This window comes from Brevundimonas sp., assembly GCF_046295775.1.
GTDB lineage: Bacteria > Pseudomonadota > Alphaproteobacteria > Caulobacterales > Caulobacteraceae > Brevundimonas.
This window is the reverse complement of sequence record NZ_JBKBML010000008.1, coordinates 1-18,067: the sequence shown is the minus strand read 5'-3', so window position 1 is coordinate 18,067 and position 18,067 is coordinate 1. Positions and strand designations below refer to the sequence as shown.

The following is an 18,067-nucleotide window of genomic DNA, read 5'->3' as shown; positions in this document are numbered from 1 at the left end:
TTCCTCCGCCCGATCTGCGCCGGCCGACCTGGACCGTCAGGCTTGGCCGACGCGGCGTCAAGCGCCTAGCGTACCGTCAGGAGGCTCCGCCATGATCCAGACCCGCGCCGCCGTGCTCCGCGCCATAGGCGCCGCCCGGCCCTATGCCGACAGCCGGCCGCTGACGATCGAGACGGTCACGCTGGATCCGCCCGACCCCGGCGAAGTGCTGGTGGCCATCAAGGCGGCGGGCCTGTGCCACTCCGACCTCAGCGTCATCAACGGCGACCGCCCCCGTCCCCTGCCCATGGCTCTGGGTCACGAGGCGGCCGGAGTAGTCGAGGCGCTGGGCGAGGGCGTGAACGACCTGATGATCGGCGATCACGTGGCCATGGTGTTCATGCCGTCTTGCGGCCACTGCGATCCCTGCGCGGGAGGTCGGCCCGCCCTGTGCGAGCCCGGCGCGGCGGCAAACGGCAAGGGAGAACTGCTGACCGGCCATCGGGCGCTGCATGACGCGGCAGGGGCGTCGCTGAACCACCATCTGGGCTGCTCGGCCTTTGCGGACCGGGCCGTGGTGTCGCGCCGCTCGCTGGTGAAGATCGATCCCGACCTGCCGTTCGAAATCGCCGCCCTGTTCGGCTGCGCCGTCCTGACCGGCGTCGGCGCGGTGGTGAACACCGCCGGCGTGCGCCCGGGCCAGGCCGTGGTCGTGGTCGGCCTGGGCGGGGTCGGCCTGGCCAGCGTGCTTGGGGCGCTGGCCGCCGGGGCCTCGCCCGTCGTGGCGGTCGATCTTAACCCCGACAAGCTGGCGCTGGCGGCCTCGTTCGGCGCGGTCCGCACGGTTGACGCCCCCGCCCCCGACGCGGTCGAGCAGGTCCGCGCCCTGACGAATGGCGGGGCCGACGTGGCGCTGGAGATGGCCGGTTCGGTTCGCGCGCTGGAGGCCGCCTGGAAGATGACCCGGCGCGGCGGGACCACCGTCACCGCCGGCCTGCCGCCGCCCGACGCGGCCCTGGCGGTCAACATCGTGAACCTGGTCGGCGAAGAGCGGACTCTGAAGGGCTCCTACATCGGAACCTGCGTCCCCAGCCGCGACATTCCCCGCTACGTCGCCCTGTACCGCGACGGCCGCCTGCCCGTCGACCGACTGCTGTCCGGCGTCATCGGCCTGGAAGACATCAACGCAGGCTTCGACCGCCTGCACGCCGGAGAGGTGGCGCGGCTGGTTGTCGAGATGAGGTAGCTGGCGACGGTAGCGTCGTTCTCTCGGAGAAGGTCCAAAACCATCCATCCATGGGTGTCGCAGGCTGCTTCGACAGACTAAGACCCCGGAATGAGCATGCCGACTGACTTCGAAAAGGCCCTCCTGGAACAGGAGTTCGTCTTTCCATCCGACCCGCCGGTTCGGCAACGCAAGGTCACGGAAGTGTCGGCCCATGCGCGCCTTCAGTTCAAGACGATCGACGACCAGATCGCCTGCGGCGTCCATATCCTGGAGCCGGGCGCTCCAGGCGGATCGGCGGAGCTGCTGATCGACGCCTCGGGGTGCGAGCATGAGTGTCGCCTGACGTTCAGACTGGACGCCCTGTCCCCCTACATGATCTCAGCCAATCCAGAGGCCGAACTGGACATGGTCTTCATGTTCACGGCCAAGGCCAGCGGAGCCGAGGGTATGGAACCGCCGATCCGTCAGGTGACCCTGTTCGAATACGCTCCCGACGGCGTGCTGCGCGTCGCTCACAAGATACGCAAGAAGGCTCCGCTGACCCAGGCTTTCGCGGCCCAGACGTTCACGAGCGATCTTCCCGCGGCTTCAGGGCCGATTGGCTTTTACGAGTTCGGGGTGATTATCGCCCCCCGCGCCTCCGCCTTCGTCGTCAAGAGCGCTGGCGCCCGCCTGGGCCGGATGCTGAACCGAAATGCCGAGATATCGCAGAGCGGCGCCCGCCTGCAGGGGGTGATCCCCGATGAGGCGCCGGCCTCGGTCGTTCTGCGGCTGCCGGACGAGAGCTTGGAGATCCCGGTGCGCGCGCAGGACTTCACCCTGATCGCGCATGAGCGGCATGTGGAGTTTGACGCCCCTCTGGCGCGGCTGGCGCAACCGGCTCGCACCGACGCTTCGGCCGGCCACGCCCTGCTTATGATCGACGGACGTCTTGCCGGGTTCACGCGGATTGACCTGCCACGGTCTGAAGACGCCAAGGCGCCCGCAGATCCAGGAGACTTGGACGCACGCGCCCTGGTGGCGCAGGCCGAGGCGGCCATCAGGGCGTCACGGAACTTCGAAGGCCTGGCGCTGCTGGATCAGGCGTGTGCTCTCACCACTCAGCATGACCGCAGCCTCGCGCGGCTGCGGATGCGCGCCCTCATCAATCTACGCCGTTTCGACGAGGCGATTGACCTATTCGAGTCTCTGGACGCCCGCCTTCAGAACGAAGCCGCTATGTCGAGGCCTGCGCCAACCTGCGTGATCTGGAGCGAGCTCGCAGCGAGCTGCGCAAGGTGATGTTGCTGGATCGCGGCAAGGCGGTGGCCAACATAGCCGCCCTGTATCGCTTCGCGCCGCTGCTGCCGCCCGATCAGCGGTCCATGATGACTGATCTCATGGCCTCGGCAGCGCCCGAAGCTCGCGCGCAGGCGACCGTGATCATGCGTTGCGCCCACGACTACATTCAGGCCGGCGACTGGAAGGGATATTTCGACCTAATCGGCGTGCTGGACGGGTTCGATCTCAGCTCCGGTGAGCATGGCCGCATGGCGTTGCTGCGGGCGCAGTTGGCGTTCCGTCTGGGCGACGCAACCGCCATGGTCGATCAGTTGAATGCGGCCCTGACGCTGCTCAAGGCGTCGCCTATCCGCATGCTTGAGCCGCGGCGCGGGCTGACGCTGGACAACATCGAGGGGACCGAGGCGCAAACCCGATCCGACGGCCCCCTGGTCTCGGTCATGATGACCTCGTTCAACAGCGCCGAAACCATCGGCTACGCCATCCAGTCCATCCTGGGCCAGACCCACGCCAATCTCGAGCTGTTGGTGATCGACGACGCCAGCACCGACAACTCCGCCGAGATCATCAGTGGCTACGCCAAGCGCGACCCGCGCGTGGTTCCCATCCTGTCCTCAACGAACGCCGGGACCTACGTCTCCAAAAACCTCGCCCTGTCGCAGGCGCGCGGCGAGTTCGTGACCTGTCAGGACTCCGACGACTGGGCGCACCCCCGCAAGCTGCAGGCCAGCGTGGCGAGGCTGTCGGCCAATCCTCGCCTGGTAGCCACCGGCGTGCAGCATGTACGAATGTCGCCCGAGGCCGGCCTGCAGTTTCGCGCCGACTACGTTCGGCCGGACGCGTCGTCTCTGATGTATCGAGCACATCCGGTGCGGCGTTCGATCGGCTTTTACGATTCCGTTCGAGCCGGCGCCGACTCCGAGTTCCAACGTCGCCTGGAACTCAGCTTCGGCCGCACGGCCGTTCAATACGGGCAGGAACTGCTGTCGTTGGTGTTGTGGTCCAGCGGCTCGCTGTCGGGTGGCGGCGATTTCGCCATCGACGACGACTCTGGCGTCCTTCCGCCCGCACGCAACGCCTACCGGCAGAGCTTCGTCCAGTGGCATGAGCAGAGTGAAAGCCACCACATCGACTTTCCCCTGACGAGCCGCCCGTTCGAAGCCCCCGCGTCCATGCTCCCCGAGCGCGGTTAAAGCAGCGTGGCTATGGCTACATAGACGGAAGACTGGCGACCCCGGCAGGACTCCAACCTGCGACCTCGGCTTTAGGAAAGCCTTGCTCTATGCAGCTGAGCTACGGGGCCGTCGGGGGGCTGACTAGCGGTTTGGACAGCGCGCGGGAAGCCCTTTGGGCGACTGCGTTTCCGCCTTGTGGTTAAGGCGCGTTAAGCTACCCTATCTTGTAGGGAACAAATCCCGAATCGGGCCGTGTCGGTGATTCGGTCCCGATTCGTTTCGCGCCTGTTCCGCTCCTTTCAGCTTCAGCGTTAATGATCGAAGGCGGCGCTTGAGGAACCCGACGTTCGTCGCCACCTTGAAGCCGTCATGAGTGATCGCTCGACAGGCCAGGCTCCCTCGCGCGTCACTGCGGTGCTGGGGCCCACGAACACCGGCAAGACGCATCTGGCGGTCGAGCGGATGCTGGGGCACGCCTCGGGCATGATCGGCCTGCCGCTGCGGCTTCTGGCGCGCGAGATCTATGACCGCATCGTCGCGCGGCGCGGGGCGGCGGCCGTGGCGCTGATCACGGGCGAAGAGAAGATCGTGCCGGACCGGCCGCATTATTTCGTCTGCACCGTCGAGGCCATGCCGCTGGAGCGGTCGGTCGAGTTCGTGGCGGTGGACGAGATCCAGCTGGCGGCCGATCCGGAACGCGGCCACGTCTTCACCCAGCGGTTGCTGCACGCCCGCGGCCGGTTTGAGACCATGTTCCTGGGCGCGGCGACCATGGCGCCGCTGATCCGGCAGCTGGTCCCGGACGCCGAGATCGTGTCGCGCGATCGACTGTCGACGCTCAGCTACGCCGGCTCCAAGAAGCTGACCCGCCTGCCGCCGCGCAGCGCCGTGGTCGCCTTCTCGACCGATCAGGTCTACGCCATCGCCGAGCTGATCCGGCGGCAACGCGGCGGCGCGGCGGTGGTCATGGGTTCGCTCAGCCCCCGCACGCGCAACGCCCAGGTCGAACTGTTCCAGTCGGGCGAGGTTGATTTCCTGGTCGCCACCGACGCCATCGGCATGGGGCTGAACATGGACGTCGACCATGTGGCCTTTGCCGGGATGCGCAAGTTCGACGGTCGGCGCACGCGCTGGCTGCACGCCCACGAGATCGGCCAGATCGCTGGTCGCGCCGGCCGTCACCTGCGCGACGGCACCTGGGGCGTGACCGGCGAAGCCCAGGAGCCCGACGAAGACATTCTGGAACAGGTCGCCGAGCACCGGTTCGAGCCGATCGAGGCGGCGGAATGGAGAAATGCGCGGCTGGACTTCGACAGCCTGCCCGATCTGCTGCGCTCTCTGACCGTCTCGCCGGGCGTGGGCGGCCTCAGCCTGACGGCGGAGGCGCTGGACGAGACCCTGCTGCGCCGGGCGATGAAGGACGAGGAGGTGCGCCGCATCGGTCGCTCGCGCGGCGCGATCATGCGGCTGTGGGAGACCTGTCAGCTGCCGGACTTCCAGAAGACCACGCTGGACGCCCACGCCCGGCTGGCGAAGGATATCTTCCAGGCGCTGACGCGCGGTCGCGGGCGGCTGGACCAGGACTGGTTCGCACCCCGCTTCGCCGACGTGGATCGCGACGACGGGCAGATCGACCAGCTGTCCGCACGGCTCGCGGGCGTCCGGACGCTCAGCTACATCGCCAACCGACCCGACTGGCTGGATGGCGCCATGCACTGGCGCCAGCGGACCAAGGAACTGGAGGTGCGTCTGTCTGACGTTCTGCACGAACGCCTGACGGCCCGCTTCGTGGATCGGCGCACCACCGCCCTGATGCGCGCGCTGAACGTGCACGACGAGACCATGGCCGGCGTGGGCGAGGACGGCGAGGTGACGGTCGAGGGTCAGTTGGTCGGGCGACTGGACGGCGTGCGCTTCACCAGCGAAGCGGGCGGCTCGACCCTGTCGGACCGCACCCTGCGCCAGGCCGCGCATCGCGTCGTCGGGCCCGAGATCGCGCGTCGGCTGGGCCGTCTGGCCGCCGACGAGGACGCCGCCTTTTTCGTCACGCCCGCCGGCGAGGTGCTGTGGCGCGGAGCGCTGGCGGCGCGGGTCGTCACCACGCCCCAGGGCGCCGATCCCTTCGCGCCTCAGGTGCGCCTGATCGGCGACCTGGGGCCTCAGCCGGCGCGGGAGCGGGCGGCGCGGCGGCTGGAGGCCTGGCTGGCGGCCGAGGCGGGCCGGGCGCTACGCGAACTGCGCAGGCTGCGTCATGCCGTGGAGAGCGGCGCGCTGAAGGGCCTGCCGCGCGGCATCGCCTTCCGCCTTATCGAGGCCGGCGGCCTGATCGACCGTCGTGACGTCGAGCGCGACCTGCACGCCCTCAGCCAGGTCGAGCGGCGAACTCTGCGCAGCTTCGCCGTGCGTGTCGGCGTGCACTCCGTCTGGCTGCCCGGCGCAATAAAGCCGCGGGGCCGCGCCTTCGCCCAGGCGTTCGCGCCCGCTCCGCTTCTGGCGTCGCCCGATAGCCCCACCGCTCTAATGCCAGCGCCGATTGAAGCGCCCTCCCCTCGCGCGCTCTCTGCCCTCGGCCTGCGCGGCGTGGGCGCGTGGTTGGCGCCGCTGGAGGCGCTTGAACGGATGGCGGAGATGCGCGCCGCGAATGACGGACGCCTGTCGGATCAGGCGCTCGCTGAACTTGCTTGGACCGAGTCGCAGGCGCGCGCCGTGATCGCCGCCTTGAAGACTGAGCGCGCCAAGCAGCCCGACAGGCCAGGTCGCAAGCCGCCACAGCCGAAGGACACACCCTTCGCCGCCTTGGCTGCGCTCACCGCACCCGCCGCCCCCAGAAAAGCTCGACGGACGGCCAGGCGCCGCCCGTCATCGGCGAAATCTGCTCAAAAATGAGCGGGGCTTCCGTTTCGTGCCGCATCGACGTTTGGCTGTGGCGCGCGCGGTTCGCGCGGACGCGGACGCTGGCTGCGGGACTGGTGGAGCGAGGCGCGGTGCGGCTGACCCACAACGGCGCGCAGAGCCGTCTCGACAAGCCCAGCCGGTCGGTCCACGTCGGCGACGAACTGGTCTTCGTCCTGGGCGGGCGCCTGCACGCCTTGCGCGTCGTCGCCCTGGGCGACCGGCGCGGGCCCGCCGAAGAAGCCCGCGCCCTTTACGAGCTTCTTGACGCCCGCTGACCGCCCGTCTCCCCGGCGAAGGCCGGGGTCCAGAAGATCGGGCGCCGCGAGTGCCGTTCTGGGCCCCGGCCTTCGCCGGGGAGACGGATTTGGCCTTATTGTTTCAGAACGAACTCACCCTCGAGGTGCAGCTCAACCTCGTCGCCGATGGCAGGCAGGGCGTAGTTGATGCCGAACTCCGAGCGCTTGATGGTCGCTTCGCCGTCGAAGCCGACCTTGTAGCCGCCGCCCATGGCCGGCCCGGCCTGGTTGAACTTGACCTCCATCTTCACCGGACGCGTGACGCCGCGCAGGGTCAGTTCGCCGTAGACGTCGGCCTCGGTCGCATCGTCGCTGTCGATCTCGATGCGGGTCGAGCGGAAGCTGGCCGTGGGATGGTTGGCGGTGTCGAAGAAGTCCGCCGTCTGCAGGTGGCGATCCAGCCCGTCCGAGTTGGACGCGACGTCGGTCAGCGGGATCGTCGCCGTCAGCGTGCCGGCCGAGGGATTGGCCGGGTCGATACTGAGCTCGGCCTGCACGTTCACGAACTGGCCGATGTAGGTCGAGAAGCCCAGATGATCGACCTTCCAGGTGATCTTGCCGTGCGCCGAGTCCAGCGCATAGGCGCCGGCGCGCACCTCGGCGGGGTTCTTGGTGTTGGCCGATTGCGCCACGACGCCGCCGGACGCCAGCAGGCTGAGGGCGGCCGCGCCGGCCAGAAGCGGTTTGAACAGGGTCTTCATAAGCGGTCTCCGGGGGATGATCTGTAATCGACATTGATGCGGATTGAGCCGTCCGGCGTCAAGCCGGTGTTGACATGCAGGCGGGCGGCGGCCATGTCCCCGGCCTCTCCCAACCTGACGCCGCGCGCCCCTCGCCCATGACCTACATCGTCACCGACGCCTGCGTGAAATGTAAGTTCATGGACTGCGTCGAGGTGTGTCCGGTGGACTGCTTCTACGAGGGCGAGAACTTCCTGGTCATCGCGCCCGACGAATGCATCGACTGCGGCGTGTGCGAGCCCGAATGCCCCGTCGACGCCATCGTGCCCGATACCGAGGACGAGCCGGACGGCAAGTGGCTGCAGGTCAATGCGGAATACGCCAAGGCCTGGCCCAACATCACGGTCAAGGGCACGCCCCCGGCCGACCGCGAGCAGTATGAGCGCGAAACCGGCAAGTTCGAGAAGTATTTCAGCCCCAAGCCCGGCAAGGGCTCCTGACGGCCTTCGGCACTGGAATTCGCCCCTGCGCGTCTGTCGCGCTGTGGATGTTTTGAAATTCCCGCATTTTGTGATAGGTTACTGTCATTGGGTCGGGCGGTAAGCGAATTCCTCGCGCCGCCCGCGTTTGCGAATGAATCCCGTCCATAGCAGGCGGGATCGGCCAGAGGTTTGGTGATCCGTTTCCGCTTCGACAACTGAATTCATCCGCCCCGACGAACCTCTCGCCGGACCGGACGATCTGTTGTCCCTGCGCCTTCGCCTCGCCCTTCCCTGTTGCCGGGAAAGGACTGACATGACGAACAAGAGCGGTCTGGAGTTCAAGGTCGGCGACGCCGTCGTTTATCCCGCCCACGGCGTCGGCAAGGTCGCCGCCGTCGAGACGCAGGAAGTCGCGGGCATGAGCCTGGAAGTCTATGTGGTCACCTTCGACCACGAGAAGATGACCCTGCGCGTTCCGACCAAGAAGGCCGCCACAGCCGGCCTGCGTTCCCTGGCCGCCGACGACACCGTCACCCGCGCCCTGACCACGCTGAAGGGCCGCGCCCGCGTCAAGCGCACCATGTGGTCGCGCCGCGCCCAGGAATATGAAGCCAAGATCAACTCGGGCGACCTGATTTCGATCGCCGAAGTGGTCCGCGACCTGCACCGCGCCGACACCCAGCCGGAACAGTCCTATTCCGAGCGCCAGCTCTATGAATCGGCTCTGGACCGCATGGCCCGCGAAGTCGCCGCCGCCAACAAGATCGACAAGGACGCCGCCGTCGAGTTGCTGGCCAAGTCGCTCAGCGCCAAGAAGCCGATCGTCCCGGCCGCCGAAGCCGCCTGATCGGCTGACACCTCAGACCATGGAAAAGGCCCGGGTTCGCCCGGGCCTTTTTTCGTTCACGCCCTGAGGCCGCGCAGGGCCAGACCGTGACGATAGGCGGCGATGTCGGCCAGCACGGCGTCCAGCGCGCCCTGGACCCGGTCCAGCGCCGCCGGCGCCATGGGCGGATCGGCGGCCTCGGCCTCGGCGCACAGAACCGCCAGCTGTCGGGCGCCCACGCCCCCCGCCGTGCCCTTCAGCGTATGCACCGCGTCGCGCCAACCCTCGATCTCGGGTCGCAACAGGCGCGACCACATCGCCGCCTGCTCGACGAACAGGCCAAGAACCTCTTCGGATACGCCGTCGTCGCCCCCGGTCGTGGCCTCAAGGACGGTGAAGTCAACCGCGCCGGTCAGATCTCGCAAAGCCATCCCGGCCTCCCTTCGCGCCTCCCTGCGTCAAGAAGGCCGCCCCATTCAGAAACGGCTTGCGCCCCGCAACGCAAGCCTCTACATGCAGCCCCCTTCGGACAAGCGCCGAAGCCAGACGACCGGTACGGGTGATTAGCTCAGTTGGTAGAGCAGCTGACTCTTAATCAGCGGGTCCACAGTTCGAACCTGTGATCACCCACCATCGTCTCTTTCGTTTCAGTGGTTGTCGCAGCCCTCGCCTGGCCGATGCGCGTGGGCGAATGTCCCTCCAGCATTGCGAGCCGGCCACGCTTCGCCGCGCACCTTCGCGATAGCCGACCTTTTTCAACAGCCGCCATGGGTGGTTTGCGGACGTTAGCTCTGACATCCTTGTTGCGCGGACAGATTACGAGGCATCAACCTATGGCACGTACACGTGTGGTCGAAGGAGCGGTCTTCGAAGTCCCGGTCAGCGGGGGCCGATTCACCTACGCGCAGGCCCTAAGCGAACCTCTGGTAGGCTTCTACGAGGGTTGCTTTTCCGACGCTCAGCCTGTGGAGAGCATCGCGGGCCTTCCGTTCAAGCTCCGCCTATGGGTCCACCGTGACGCCTTCAAGCGTTGGCGGAAGATCGGCACTGCGCCCGTCGCCGCCGAGGTGAATGACCAGTGGTTCTATATCCAAGACGCACTGACGAAGTCAGTTGAACTCTATCAACACGGGACAGGCCTCAGACGTCCAGTTGACGCCCCCCTCGGCGACTTCGAGGCCGCAGCAGTCTGGGGCCCGGAACAGATCGAGGAACGACTCGCGGATGAGGCGAGCGGCCACCGCAGCCGGAATGCAACTGCTATGCTGGAACTGGCTCAAAGCGGACTTGCCCAACGTCGATAACGGGTCGAGAGCAGACCGTCGCCTATGGGCCGGGAGCGGACTTCACTTCATGAAGATGTAGGCGATCAGTGCCTCAGAGGACGCAGGCAAGTGGCCCTGGGCCTCCGAGGGGCTGAGCCTCAACTTCCCCCTCTTCGCTTTATGCGAGCGCTTTTCCAGAACATGGGTTGCGACGCTATGAAGCCATGACCGCACCACTTCGGTGCCGGTGGGCACTTCTTCCATCCCAACGATTATGACATCCCGCTTCGCACCGACGCCAAGCTCGACGCGGTGACCGGCGGCCGTCATTGCGAACCCTTCTTTGTCTTCGACCCACCAGTATTCCAGGTGAGCGCAAGCATCGCCGGCGTGGCGGAAGATGCTCACATCACCGGCCACTGTTTCGTCGGGGCTTTCATTCACGACCACGATTTCGGAGAGCCAGTTGTCCGTCATCCGTTGAACGTGCCCGCCGGTTTGAATGGCCGCAATGGGTCGAAGGCGGTCATACGCAGTCAGGTCCAAATCGGACGCGGCCTGCCCATCCAAGGCGGCGCTGAGGCCAGATCTGATTCTGGAGCGCCCCTCGGCCCGAGGCGTCGATATCGGCGATTTGCGACCGGTCCGGCCATTCGCCAGTGGAAGCCTCGGCCGGGGCCGCCCGTCGCATTTAGGCAATTCGGTCAGCCTGCGGAGAGCCGTTGACTTTGGGGCGGTCCTGAGTATGTTCCGCGCCTCTCATTTCAAGCGGCTTTCGCCGTCGCAAGGGTAATTGTCCGATGGCCAAACCGGCTTCCATCAAGATCCGCCTGAACTCCACGGCGGACACCGGCTTCTTCTACGTGACCAAGAAGAACGCCCGCACCATGACCGAGAAGATGGTCGTCAAGAAGTACGACCCGGTCGTGCGCAAGCACGTCGAGTTCAAGGAAGGCAAGATCAAGTAAGATCTGCCGCTCTGTGATTTGAAGACGCCCGGTCCCACGACCGGGCGTTTTTTTGTCCGAAGGATCAGGCCGCGCGGGCGATGACCTGGTCGCGACCTCGGGCCTTGGCCTCGTAGACGCCTTCGTCGCCGCGCTTGAGCAGGGCCTCGGGCGTATCGCCCTCGCCCAGGCTGGCGGCCACGCCCACAGACACGGTGATGGACAACTGCTCGCGGCCGCCCATGACGCGGAAGGGGCTGGCGGCGATGTCACGACGAATGCGGTCGGCGATGCGGTGGGCGTCATCCAGGGTCGTGCCCGGCATGACCACCACGAACTCCTCCCCGCCCAGTCGGCACGGCAGATCGACGGCGCGCACATTGGTCGCCAGCCGCACGGCGAACTCCTGCAGCACCTCGTCGCCGGCGTCGTGGCCGAAGCCGTCGTTCACCGCCTTGAAGTGATCGATGTCCAGCACCAGCACGGCCACGGGCTCCCCGCCTCGGCCGGCGCGACTGACCAGTCCTTGCAGCTGTCCGGCCATGTAGCGGCGGTTGTGCAGGCCGGTCAGGGCGTCGGTGACCGCCATCTCCAGGCTGTAGTCCAGCTTTTCGCGCAGGAAATCGGCGTATCGCTTGCGACGCACCTGGGTGCGCACCCGCGCGGCCAATTCTTCCGAATCGACAGGCCGCGGCAGGATGTCGTTGGCTCCCAGCTCCAGCGCCTTGACCAGGCGCGGCCGGTCCAGCGGATCGACCACGGCCAGGATCGGCAGCTTGCGGGTGCCCGGCGCAGAGCGCGCCTGGGCGATCAGCCGCAGGCCGTCGAAACCTTCGCTGGTGGTGTCCACGATCATCAGATCGATGGGGCCGGCGGCGGCGGCCAGGGCCTTTTCTGGATCGGCCTCGACCATCGGTCGGTGCTCCTTGGCCAGCTCCACCGCCATACGCTCCAGCTGAAGCGCGTCGTCGTCGACGACCAGCACGCGCCCGCCCGAGCCGCGCAGGCGGGCCGCGCCCTCGATATTGACGCCCAGGCGCCGGCCGCTCTCCTCGCGTTCGCGCAGCTCGTCAGTGACCTCCTTGAGCCGGGTCAGCGACTTGACGCGCGCGAACAGGACCACGTCGTCGATCGGCTTGGTGACGAAATCGTCGGCGCCGGCGTCCAGGCCCTTGATGCGGTCGTCCCGCCCATCCAGGGCCGTGACGAGAACCACGGGAATATGGCGCGTCGCTGGATCGGCCTTCAGACGCCGACAGGTCTCGAACCCGTCCATGCCCGGCATCATGACGTCGAGGAGCACCAGATCAGGCTGATGCTCGGCCGCCATGGCTAGGGCGGTGACGCCGTCATGGCACGACAAAGCCTCATAGTACTCCAGCGTCAGCTTGGCCTCGAGCAGGCGGACGTTCACGTCGACGTCGTCGACGACTAGGATGCGTGCGCTCATGCCGCCACCTGGCCCAGGTGGCGCCGCACCGTCTCAAGGAAGTGCATCACCGAGATCGGTTTGGAGATATAGGCTTCGCAGCCGCCCTGACGGATGCGCTCCTCGTCGCCCTTCATGGCGAAGGCGGTGACGGCGATGACCGGGATGTGGCGCAGCTCTTCGTCGTCCTTGAGCCATTTGGTCACTTCCAGCCCCGAGATCTCGGGCAGCTGGATGTCCATCAGGATCAGGTCGGGGCGATGCTCGCGCGCGATCGCCAGCGCCTGCAGCCCTTCGCGGGTCTGCAGGGTGCGATAGCCCTGAGAATCGAGCAGATCATGAAAGAGCTTCATGTTCAGCTCGTTATCCTCGACGATGAGGACGGTCTTGGACATCACCACCCGGTTTGGGACACGAGGCTTGTTCGCCTTCTGGAGATGCGATCATCGCGATCCAGTCTTAAGTTGGGGTGAAGTTGAGTCTCCAAGTTGCGCTATCGCGCTTCGCGCTGCTTGAGCGCGGAAGGTTTCCGATGAAGGCCATCTGCCGGGATTGCGAGTGGACGGGGGCCGAAGCGCCCTCCCCGCGCCGTTGTCCGACGTGTGGCTCGCCGCGCCTGCTGGCGGATCCCGAACTGGACCAGCTTTCGATCGCCCACATGGACTGCGACGCCTTCTACGCCTCGGTGGAGAAGCGCGATCGTCCCGAATTACGCGACAAGCCGGTGATCGTCGGCGGCGGCAAACGCGGCGTGGTGTCGACCGCCTGCTACATTGCGCGTCTGTATGGCGTGGGCTCGGCCATGCCGATGTTCAAGGCGCTGAAGGCTTGCCCCGACGCGGTGGTGATCAAGCCCGACTTCACCAAATACGTCGCCGAGTCCAAGCGCATCCTGGGCGCCCTGGCCAAGCTGACGCCTCTGATCCAGACCCTGTCTCTGGACGAGGCCTGGGTCGATCTGTCGGGCACGGAACGCCTGAACGGCGGTCCGCCCGTGCTGCAACTGGTCCGCGCCCAGAACTGGATCGAGCGTGAGACGGGTCTGACCGTCTCCATCGGCCTGGCGCCCAACCGCTTCCTGGCCAAGATCGCGTCTGAGCTGGACAAGCCGCGCGGCTTTTCGGTGATCGGCGCGGCGGGCGCCCAGGCCCTGCTTGCGCCGCGCCCTGTGACCATCCTGCCCGGCGTCGGTCCCATCTTTGGCCGCACCCTGCGCAGCGACGGCTTCGCCACGGTCGGCGACTTGGCCCGCGCGGATCCCCAGGACCTGATCCGGCGCTATGGCGAGAGCGGCCTGCGGCTGCACGACCTGGCCCACGCCCGCGATGCGCGGCCGGTAAATCCCGACCGTGACCGCAAGGGCATGAGCGCCGAGACCACCTTCAATGAGGATCTCACGGACCCCGCCGCCCTTGAGGCCGAGCTGTGGCCGCTGTGCGAAAAGCTGGCGGCCAAGGCCAGGCGGGACGGCGTCGCCAGCCGCGTGGTGGTGTTGAAGCTGCGGCGCACCGACTTCAAGATCGTCACCCGACGCATCACCGAGCCCGACCCGATCCAGACTGCGCGAGGGCTGTTCGCGGCGGCTCGCGCCCTGCTGAAGCCGGAGCTGGGGCGCCCCTACAGGCTCATCGGGGTGGGCATGGCGGACATTCAGGACGCCGAGGATGCACCAGCGGCCCTGTTCGAAAGCGCCGGCGCGCGAACGCTGAAAACCGAGCGCGCCATCGACGCCCTGCGAGACCGTTTCGGCGGCGACGCGGTCATCGCCGGCCGCGCCCTTGAGCCCAAGCCGCCCCGCTAGAGCAGGCCAGAGTTCTTGGGCAGTTCCTTATGACGATGAACCCGCACGGCCATCACTAGGCCGAAGCCCACCATCAGAGTCATCATCGACGAGCCCCCGTAGGACAGGAGCGGCATGGGCACGCCCACCACCGGCGCCAGCCCCATCACCATCGCGCCGTTGATCAGGACGAACAGGGCGAAGGTCGCGGTGATGCCCGACGCCGCCATCCGCCCGAAGTGGCTGTAGCTCAGCGACGCGATCCGCAGGGAGATCAGCACGATCCCCGCATAGACCAGCAGGATCGAAAAAGAGCCGACGAAGCCGAACTCTTCCGACAGGGCGGAAAAGATGAAGTCGGTGTGCCGCTCTGGCAGGAACTCCAGCTGGCTCTGGCTGCCCAAGCCGAAGCCCTTGCCCAGGAGGCCGCCCGAGCCCAGGGCGATCTTCGACTGGATGATGTTGTAGCCGGTGCCCGCCGGGTCACTTTCAGGATTCAGGAAGGTCAGCACGCGATTGCGCTGATAGTCGTGCATCACGAACATCACGAAGGGCGGAATGATCGCCGCCGCCGCCGCCGCGCCCGCTGCGATGATGCGCCAGCTCAGTCCAGCCAGGAACATCATGGCCGCGCCGGTCAGGCCGATCATCATGGCCGAGCCCAGGTCGGGCTGTTTCGCCACCAGGATGAAGGGCACGCCGATCATGCCGGCGGGGATCAGCAGCTTCCACGACAGCCGCGCCTCGGCCGCCGTATGGCTGTGGTACCAGCGGGCCAGGGCCAGAACGAGCCCGAACTTGACGAACTCGGCCGGCTGCAGCCGGATGAAGCCCAGGTTCAGCCAGTTGCGCGCGCCGCCGGCCACATAGCCCAGCGGCGTGAACTCGGTCATCAGCACCAGCAGCAGGAACAGGGCATACAGCGGATAGGCCGCCCTGAACCACCACTTCAGATCGATCAGGGCCAGGGCGATCATCACCGCCGTCATGATCGCAAAGCGCACGGCGTGGTCGAGGGCCCAGGGGCTCCAGCCGCCGCCGACGGAATACAGGATCACCGCGCCCGCGCCGCCGACCATTGCCAGCAGGATCACCAGCCGCCAGTCGATCTCGCCCAGCTTGACCGACAGCCGGTCTCGCTGGCCGGGCCGCGTCAGAGCCGACGCGGTCATTCGCCGGTTCCCGGCGCGATCGTGGGCGGGCCGTTCGCCAGCAGGTCGGTCACCTCGTGAGCGCCGGGATCGTCGCTTTCGACAAAGCCCTCGGTCTCGATCCGGGCGCGGATTTCCGGATCCTTGAGCAGGGCCACCTTCATCACTTCGCGCGCGCGCGGCGCGCCGGCGGTGCCGCCCCCCATGCCGCCGTGCTGAACGATGACCGAGACGGCGTAGCGCGGATTGTCGATCGGGGCGTAGGCGATGAACAGATTATGGTCCTTCTCGGCCCAGGGCCGTCCAGCGCCCTTGCGCGAGCCCGAGCCATAGTTGCGCGCCTGGGCGGTGCCGGTCTTGCCGGCCATTCGTACGGGGCCCAGGCCGAGCTGGCTGTTGCGGAAGGCCGTGCCGCCGGCCTCCGTCACCGCGTTCATGCCGTCACGCAGAACCTGCATATGGGCCGGATCGAAGGTCAGATCCTCGAACGGCGCCTGCGGACGCTCGACGCCGCCGACCGACTTGATCAGACGCGGCATGACCTTCTTGCTGCCGTTCGCCATCCGCGCCGTATAGACCGCCAGCTGCAGCGCGTTGACCGTCAGGGCGCCCTGGCCGATGCCATAGCTCGGGTTCTCGCCCGGATACCAGTTGGGATCGCCGCGCACCGGATTGCGCCGCCGCCAGTCCCGATCGGGCACCAGACCCTCGTTCTGACCGCCGATGCCGATGTCGAACTCCTGGCCGAAGCCCATGCGCCGCGCCGTCTCCGCGATGGCGTCTGGCCCCATCTCGACCGCCAGGGTCATGAAGTAGACGTTGCAGGAGTTCTTGATCGCCTCGCGCATGTCCTGCGAGCCGTGGGTGGCGTGACAGGCGAACCGCCGTCCCAGATAGAAGCCGCCGGAGCAATGGATCCGGCGGTTGGGATTGGTGCCGCGCATCAGCGCCGCCAGGCCGGTCACCGGCTTGAAGGTCGAACCCGGCGCGAACACGCCGGTCGTCGACTTGTCGAGCAGCGGCCGACGCTCATAGTCGGCCCAGGCGCGATAGACCGGCCCCGGCACGCCAGACACGAAAAGGTTCGGATCGAATGAGGGCGACGACACCATGGTCAGGATGTCGCCGTTTCGCACGTCCATCACGACGCAGCCGCCCGACTCCTCGCCAAAGACCTCCAGAGCCCGGCGCTGGACGTCGGCGTCCAGGGTCAGAACGACCTCTTGGCCCGCCACGGGCGGGCGCGAGCCCCCGGCATCCTCGGCCACGACCCGCCCCCGAGCATCCACCTCTACGCGATTGCCGCCGGCTTCGCCGCGCAGTTCGGCGTCTAGCGCACGCTCGACCCCCTGCCGCCCGATGCGGAAACTGGGGTTGAACAGAATAGTCGGAATCTCTTCGCCTCGATCTCGAAGAGCCTTGACGTCGCGGTCCGACACCTTGGCCACATAGCCCAGCACATGCGCGAAGGCGCCGCCATAAGGATAGAACCGCGCCTCGTTCATGTCGGCCATCACACCCGGCAGGTCGGCGGCGTGCAGATTGACCTTGGCGAACTCCTCCCAGGTCAGGTCGCTCTTGACCGGAACAGGGTTGAAGCGTGGCGCGGCGTTGACTTCGCGAATGATGGTGCGACGGCGTTCCAGCGTATCGGGCAGCAGTCGGCCCAAAAGGTCCAGCGTCTGGTCCAGATCCTTGGTTTCGTCACGGACCACCAGAACCCGGAAGCTAGGCCGGTTGCCGGCCAGCACCACGCCGTTCCGGTCCTTGATCAGGCCGCGCGGCGGCGGCACCAGGCGGAAGTTGAACTGGTTGCGCGCCGAAAGCGTGGTGTATTCCGCTGCCTGCACGACCTGCAGCTGGCCCAGCCGTCCCGCCAGGGCGGTCAGTCCCAGCGCCGTCGCCCCGCCGACCAGCAGGGTCCGGCGCAGGAAGGAGCCCTGACGCTCGTTCGGATCCGAGAACATGATCGAAGGTTCTGAGCTCATCGGAACCGCACGTCGCCATCGTCGAACCGCTGGATCAACCAGTCGGCCAGGGGAAAGAGCAGAAGCGTGGCGACCGCCTGCCACAGGACCGCGATCAGACTGGGCGCCACGCCTGTACGCAGACTGACGATCAGATAGGCCAGAAGAAAGGCAAGACTGACCAACCCGGCGTACCAAGCGAACAACATCAGCGTCGCCTGCCCCGCCAACAGATTGCGCGACAGCAAGGCCGCGCCATGCACGACCAGGAGAGCCACCGCCCACAGGCCCAGCGGCCCGCCCATCACCAAATCCAGGAACAGACCCAGCGCCAGCACCACCCAAGGCGCCAGCACCGAAGGCCGGATCAGCGGCCAGGCGAAGGCCAGCACCATCGGCAGCACGGGCTCAGGCAGCTTCAACCCGAACACCTGCAGCGGCGTGGTCAGCACAAGGGTCGCCGCAGCAGCGACCAGCGCCGGTCCGGCCAGCCACTGCAAAGGGCCGACGACTCGGACGGCGCCGCGCCTCATCCGTTGTCTCCGTCAGCATCAGGCGAGGTCGGCGCGGGCTCGACAGGCGCCGGCTGGGGCTGAGGCGGGGCGGGCGGCGGCGCCGGGCGCGCAGTGGCCGCAGGCGGCGGAGCGGTTCGCGGGGTCGGCGGCGACGCCACGGGCGCCGTGACG

17 protein-coding genes and 2 tRNA genes are annotated in these 18,067 nt (G+C 67.2%); 10 read left to right on the top strand and 9 right to left on the bottom strand.

Features of this window, described 5'->3' with window-relative positions:
• Window positions 1-91: 91 nt before the first annotated feature.
• The 3 genes from ACK4I0_RS06795 to ACK4I0_RS06785 all read left to right on the top strand — a co-directional run bounded on the left by ACK4I0_RS06795 (window position 92) and on the right by ACK4I0_RS06785 (window position 3,681).
• A complete protein-coding gene (locus tag ACK4I0_RS06795) occupies window positions 92-1,225 on the top strand; it encodes a zinc-dependent alcohol dehydrogenase family protein (RefSeq protein WP_409609281.1) in 1,134 nt (377 codons plus the stop codon).
• Window positions 1,226-1,315: 90 nt separating this feature from the next.
• Window positions 1,316-2,488 carry a hypothetical protein gene (locus ACK4I0_RS06790; RefSeq protein ID WP_409609279.1) on the top strand — a complete coding sequence of 391 codons (1,173 nt, stop codon included), beginning with the start codon at window positions 1,316-1,318 and terminating at the stop codon, window positions 2,486-2,488.
• Window positions 2,488-3,681: a glycosyltransferase family 2 protein gene (locus tag ACK4I0_RS06785; RefSeq protein ID WP_409609277.1), complete on the top strand. Its 1,194-nt coding sequence runs from the start codon at window positions 2,488-2,490 to the stop codon at window positions 3,679-3,681. Before ACK4I0_RS06790 ends, ACK4I0_RS06785 begins: the two co-directional genes overlap by 1 nt.
• Before the next feature lie 33 nt (window positions 3,682-3,714).
• On the opposite strand, the gene ACK4I0_RS06780 is transcribed toward ACK4I0_RS06785, so the two are convergent.
• Window positions 3,715-3,791: transfer RNA gene (locus tag ACK4I0_RS06780), tRNA-Arg, on the bottom strand.
• 241 nt (window positions 3,792-4,032) lie between these two features.
• Here ACK4I0_RS06780 and ACK4I0_RS06775 point away from each other — a divergent pair.
• Window positions 4,033-6,549, top strand: coding sequence for a helicase-related protein (locus ACK4I0_RS06775; protein ID WP_409609275.1), 2,517 nt, complete (start codon window positions 4,033-4,035; stop codon window positions 6,547-6,549).
• Window positions 6,546-6,833 (top strand): RNA-binding S4 domain-containing protein, encoded by a 288-nt coding sequence (locus ACK4I0_RS06770; protein ID WP_409609273.1) that lies wholly within the window; start codon window positions 6,546-6,548, stop codon window positions 6,831-6,833. The genes ACK4I0_RS06775 and ACK4I0_RS06770 overlap by 4 nt, the downstream gene beginning before the upstream one ends.
• A gap of 95 nt (window positions 6,834-6,928) precedes the next feature.
• On the opposite strand, the gene ACK4I0_RS06765 is transcribed toward ACK4I0_RS06770, so the two are convergent.
• Window positions 6,929-7,555 (bottom strand): YceI family protein, encoded by a 627-nt coding sequence (locus ACK4I0_RS06765; protein WP_409609271.1) that lies wholly within the window; start codon window positions 7,553-7,555, stop codon window positions 6,929-6,931.
• Window positions 7,556-7,692: 137 nt separating this feature from the next.
• Here ACK4I0_RS06765 and fdxA point away from each other — a divergent pair, with 137 nt between their 5' ends.
• Both fdxA and ACK4I0_RS06755 read left to right on the top strand, forming a co-directional pair.
• Complete coding sequence (fdxA, locus tag ACK4I0_RS06760) at window positions 7,693-8,034, top strand: ferredoxin FdxA (RefSeq protein WP_409609269.1); 342 nt, start codon at window positions 7,693-7,695, stop codon at window positions 8,032-8,034.
• A gap of 295 nt (window positions 8,035-8,329) precedes the next feature.
• Window positions 8,330-8,863, top strand: a complete 534-nt coding sequence (locus ACK4I0_RS06755) for a CarD family transcriptional regulator (RefSeq protein WP_135063034.1) — start codon at window positions 8,330-8,332, stop codon at window positions 8,861-8,863.
• 56 nt (window positions 8,864-8,919) lie between these two features.
• On the opposite strand, the gene ACK4I0_RS06750 is transcribed toward ACK4I0_RS06755, so the two are convergent.
• Window positions 8,920-9,273, bottom strand: coding sequence for an Hpt domain-containing protein (locus ACK4I0_RS06750; protein WP_409609267.1), 354 nt, complete (start codon window positions 9,271-9,273; stop codon window positions 8,920-8,922).
• A 126-nt stretch (window positions 9,274-9,399) separates the two neighbouring features.
• On the opposite strand from ACK4I0_RS06750, the gene ACK4I0_RS06745 reads away from it, so the two are divergent.
• A tRNA-Lys gene (locus ACK4I0_RS06745) sits at window positions 9,400-9,475 on the top strand.
• 713 nt (window positions 9,476-10,188) lie between these two features.
• Here the strand turns inward: ACK4I0_RS06745 and ACK4I0_RS06740 are convergent.
• Window positions 10,189-10,584, bottom strand: coding sequence for a hypothetical protein (locus tag ACK4I0_RS06740; RefSeq protein ID WP_409609265.1), 396 nt, complete (start codon window positions 10,582-10,584; stop codon window positions 10,189-10,191).
• A 323-nt stretch (window positions 10,585-10,907) separates the two neighbouring features.
• On the opposite strand from ACK4I0_RS06740, the gene rpmG reads away from it, so the two are divergent.
• On the top strand, window positions 10,908-11,075 hold the full coding sequence (gene rpmG / locus ACK4I0_RS06735; RefSeq protein ID WP_003164451.1) for a 50S ribosomal protein L33: 168 nt from the start codon (window positions 10,908-10,910) through the stop codon (window positions 11,073-11,075).
• A 64-nt stretch (window positions 11,076-11,139) separates the two neighbouring features.
• Here the strand turns inward: rpmG and ACK4I0_RS06730 are convergent, their stop codons facing one another.
• On the bottom strand, window positions 11,140-12,504 hold the full coding sequence (locus ACK4I0_RS06730; protein WP_409609263.1) for a PleD family two-component system response regulator: 1,365 nt from the start codon (window positions 12,502-12,504) through the stop codon (window positions 11,140-11,142).
• Window positions 12,501-12,878: a response regulator gene (locus tag ACK4I0_RS06725; RefSeq protein WP_409609261.1), complete on the bottom strand. Its 378-nt coding sequence runs from the start codon at window positions 12,876-12,878 to the stop codon at window positions 12,501-12,503. The genes ACK4I0_RS06730 and ACK4I0_RS06725 overlap by 4 nt, the downstream gene beginning before the upstream one ends.
• Window positions 12,879-13,015: 137 nt before the next feature.
• On the opposite strand from ACK4I0_RS06725, the gene ACK4I0_RS06720 reads away from it, so the two are divergent.
• Entirely contained in the window at window positions 13,016-14,284 is a 1,269-nt protein-coding gene (locus ACK4I0_RS06720) for a DNA polymerase IV (RefSeq protein WP_409609259.1), read from the top strand.
• Here the strand turns inward: ACK4I0_RS06720 and rodA are convergent.
• From rodA to ACK4I0_RS06705, 3 genes are read right to left on the bottom strand one after another with little or no spacing between them, the layout of a single operon-like run.
• Window positions 14,281-15,435: a rod shape-determining protein RodA gene (gene rodA / locus ACK4I0_RS06715; RefSeq protein ID WP_409609257.1), complete on the bottom strand. Its 1,155-nt coding sequence runs from the start codon at window positions 15,433-15,435 to the stop codon at window positions 14,281-14,283. The two genes, ACK4I0_RS06720 and rodA, sit on opposite strands and share 4 nt — an antisense overlap.
• Window positions 15,432-17,402: a penicillin-binding protein 2 gene (mrdA, locus tag ACK4I0_RS06710; RefSeq protein WP_409609255.1), complete on the bottom strand. Its 1,971-nt coding sequence runs from the start codon at window positions 17,400-17,402 to the stop codon at window positions 15,432-15,434. Before mrdA ends, rodA begins: the two co-directional genes overlap by 4 nt.
• Window positions 17,399-17,914 carry a hypothetical protein gene (locus ACK4I0_RS06705; RefSeq protein WP_409609253.1) on the bottom strand — a complete coding sequence of 172 codons (516 nt, stop codon included), beginning with the start codon at window positions 17,912-17,914 and terminating at the stop codon, window positions 17,399-17,401. Before ACK4I0_RS06705 ends, mrdA begins: the two co-directional genes overlap by 4 nt.
• Between the last annotated feature and the right edge of the window lie 153 nt (window positions 17,915-18,067).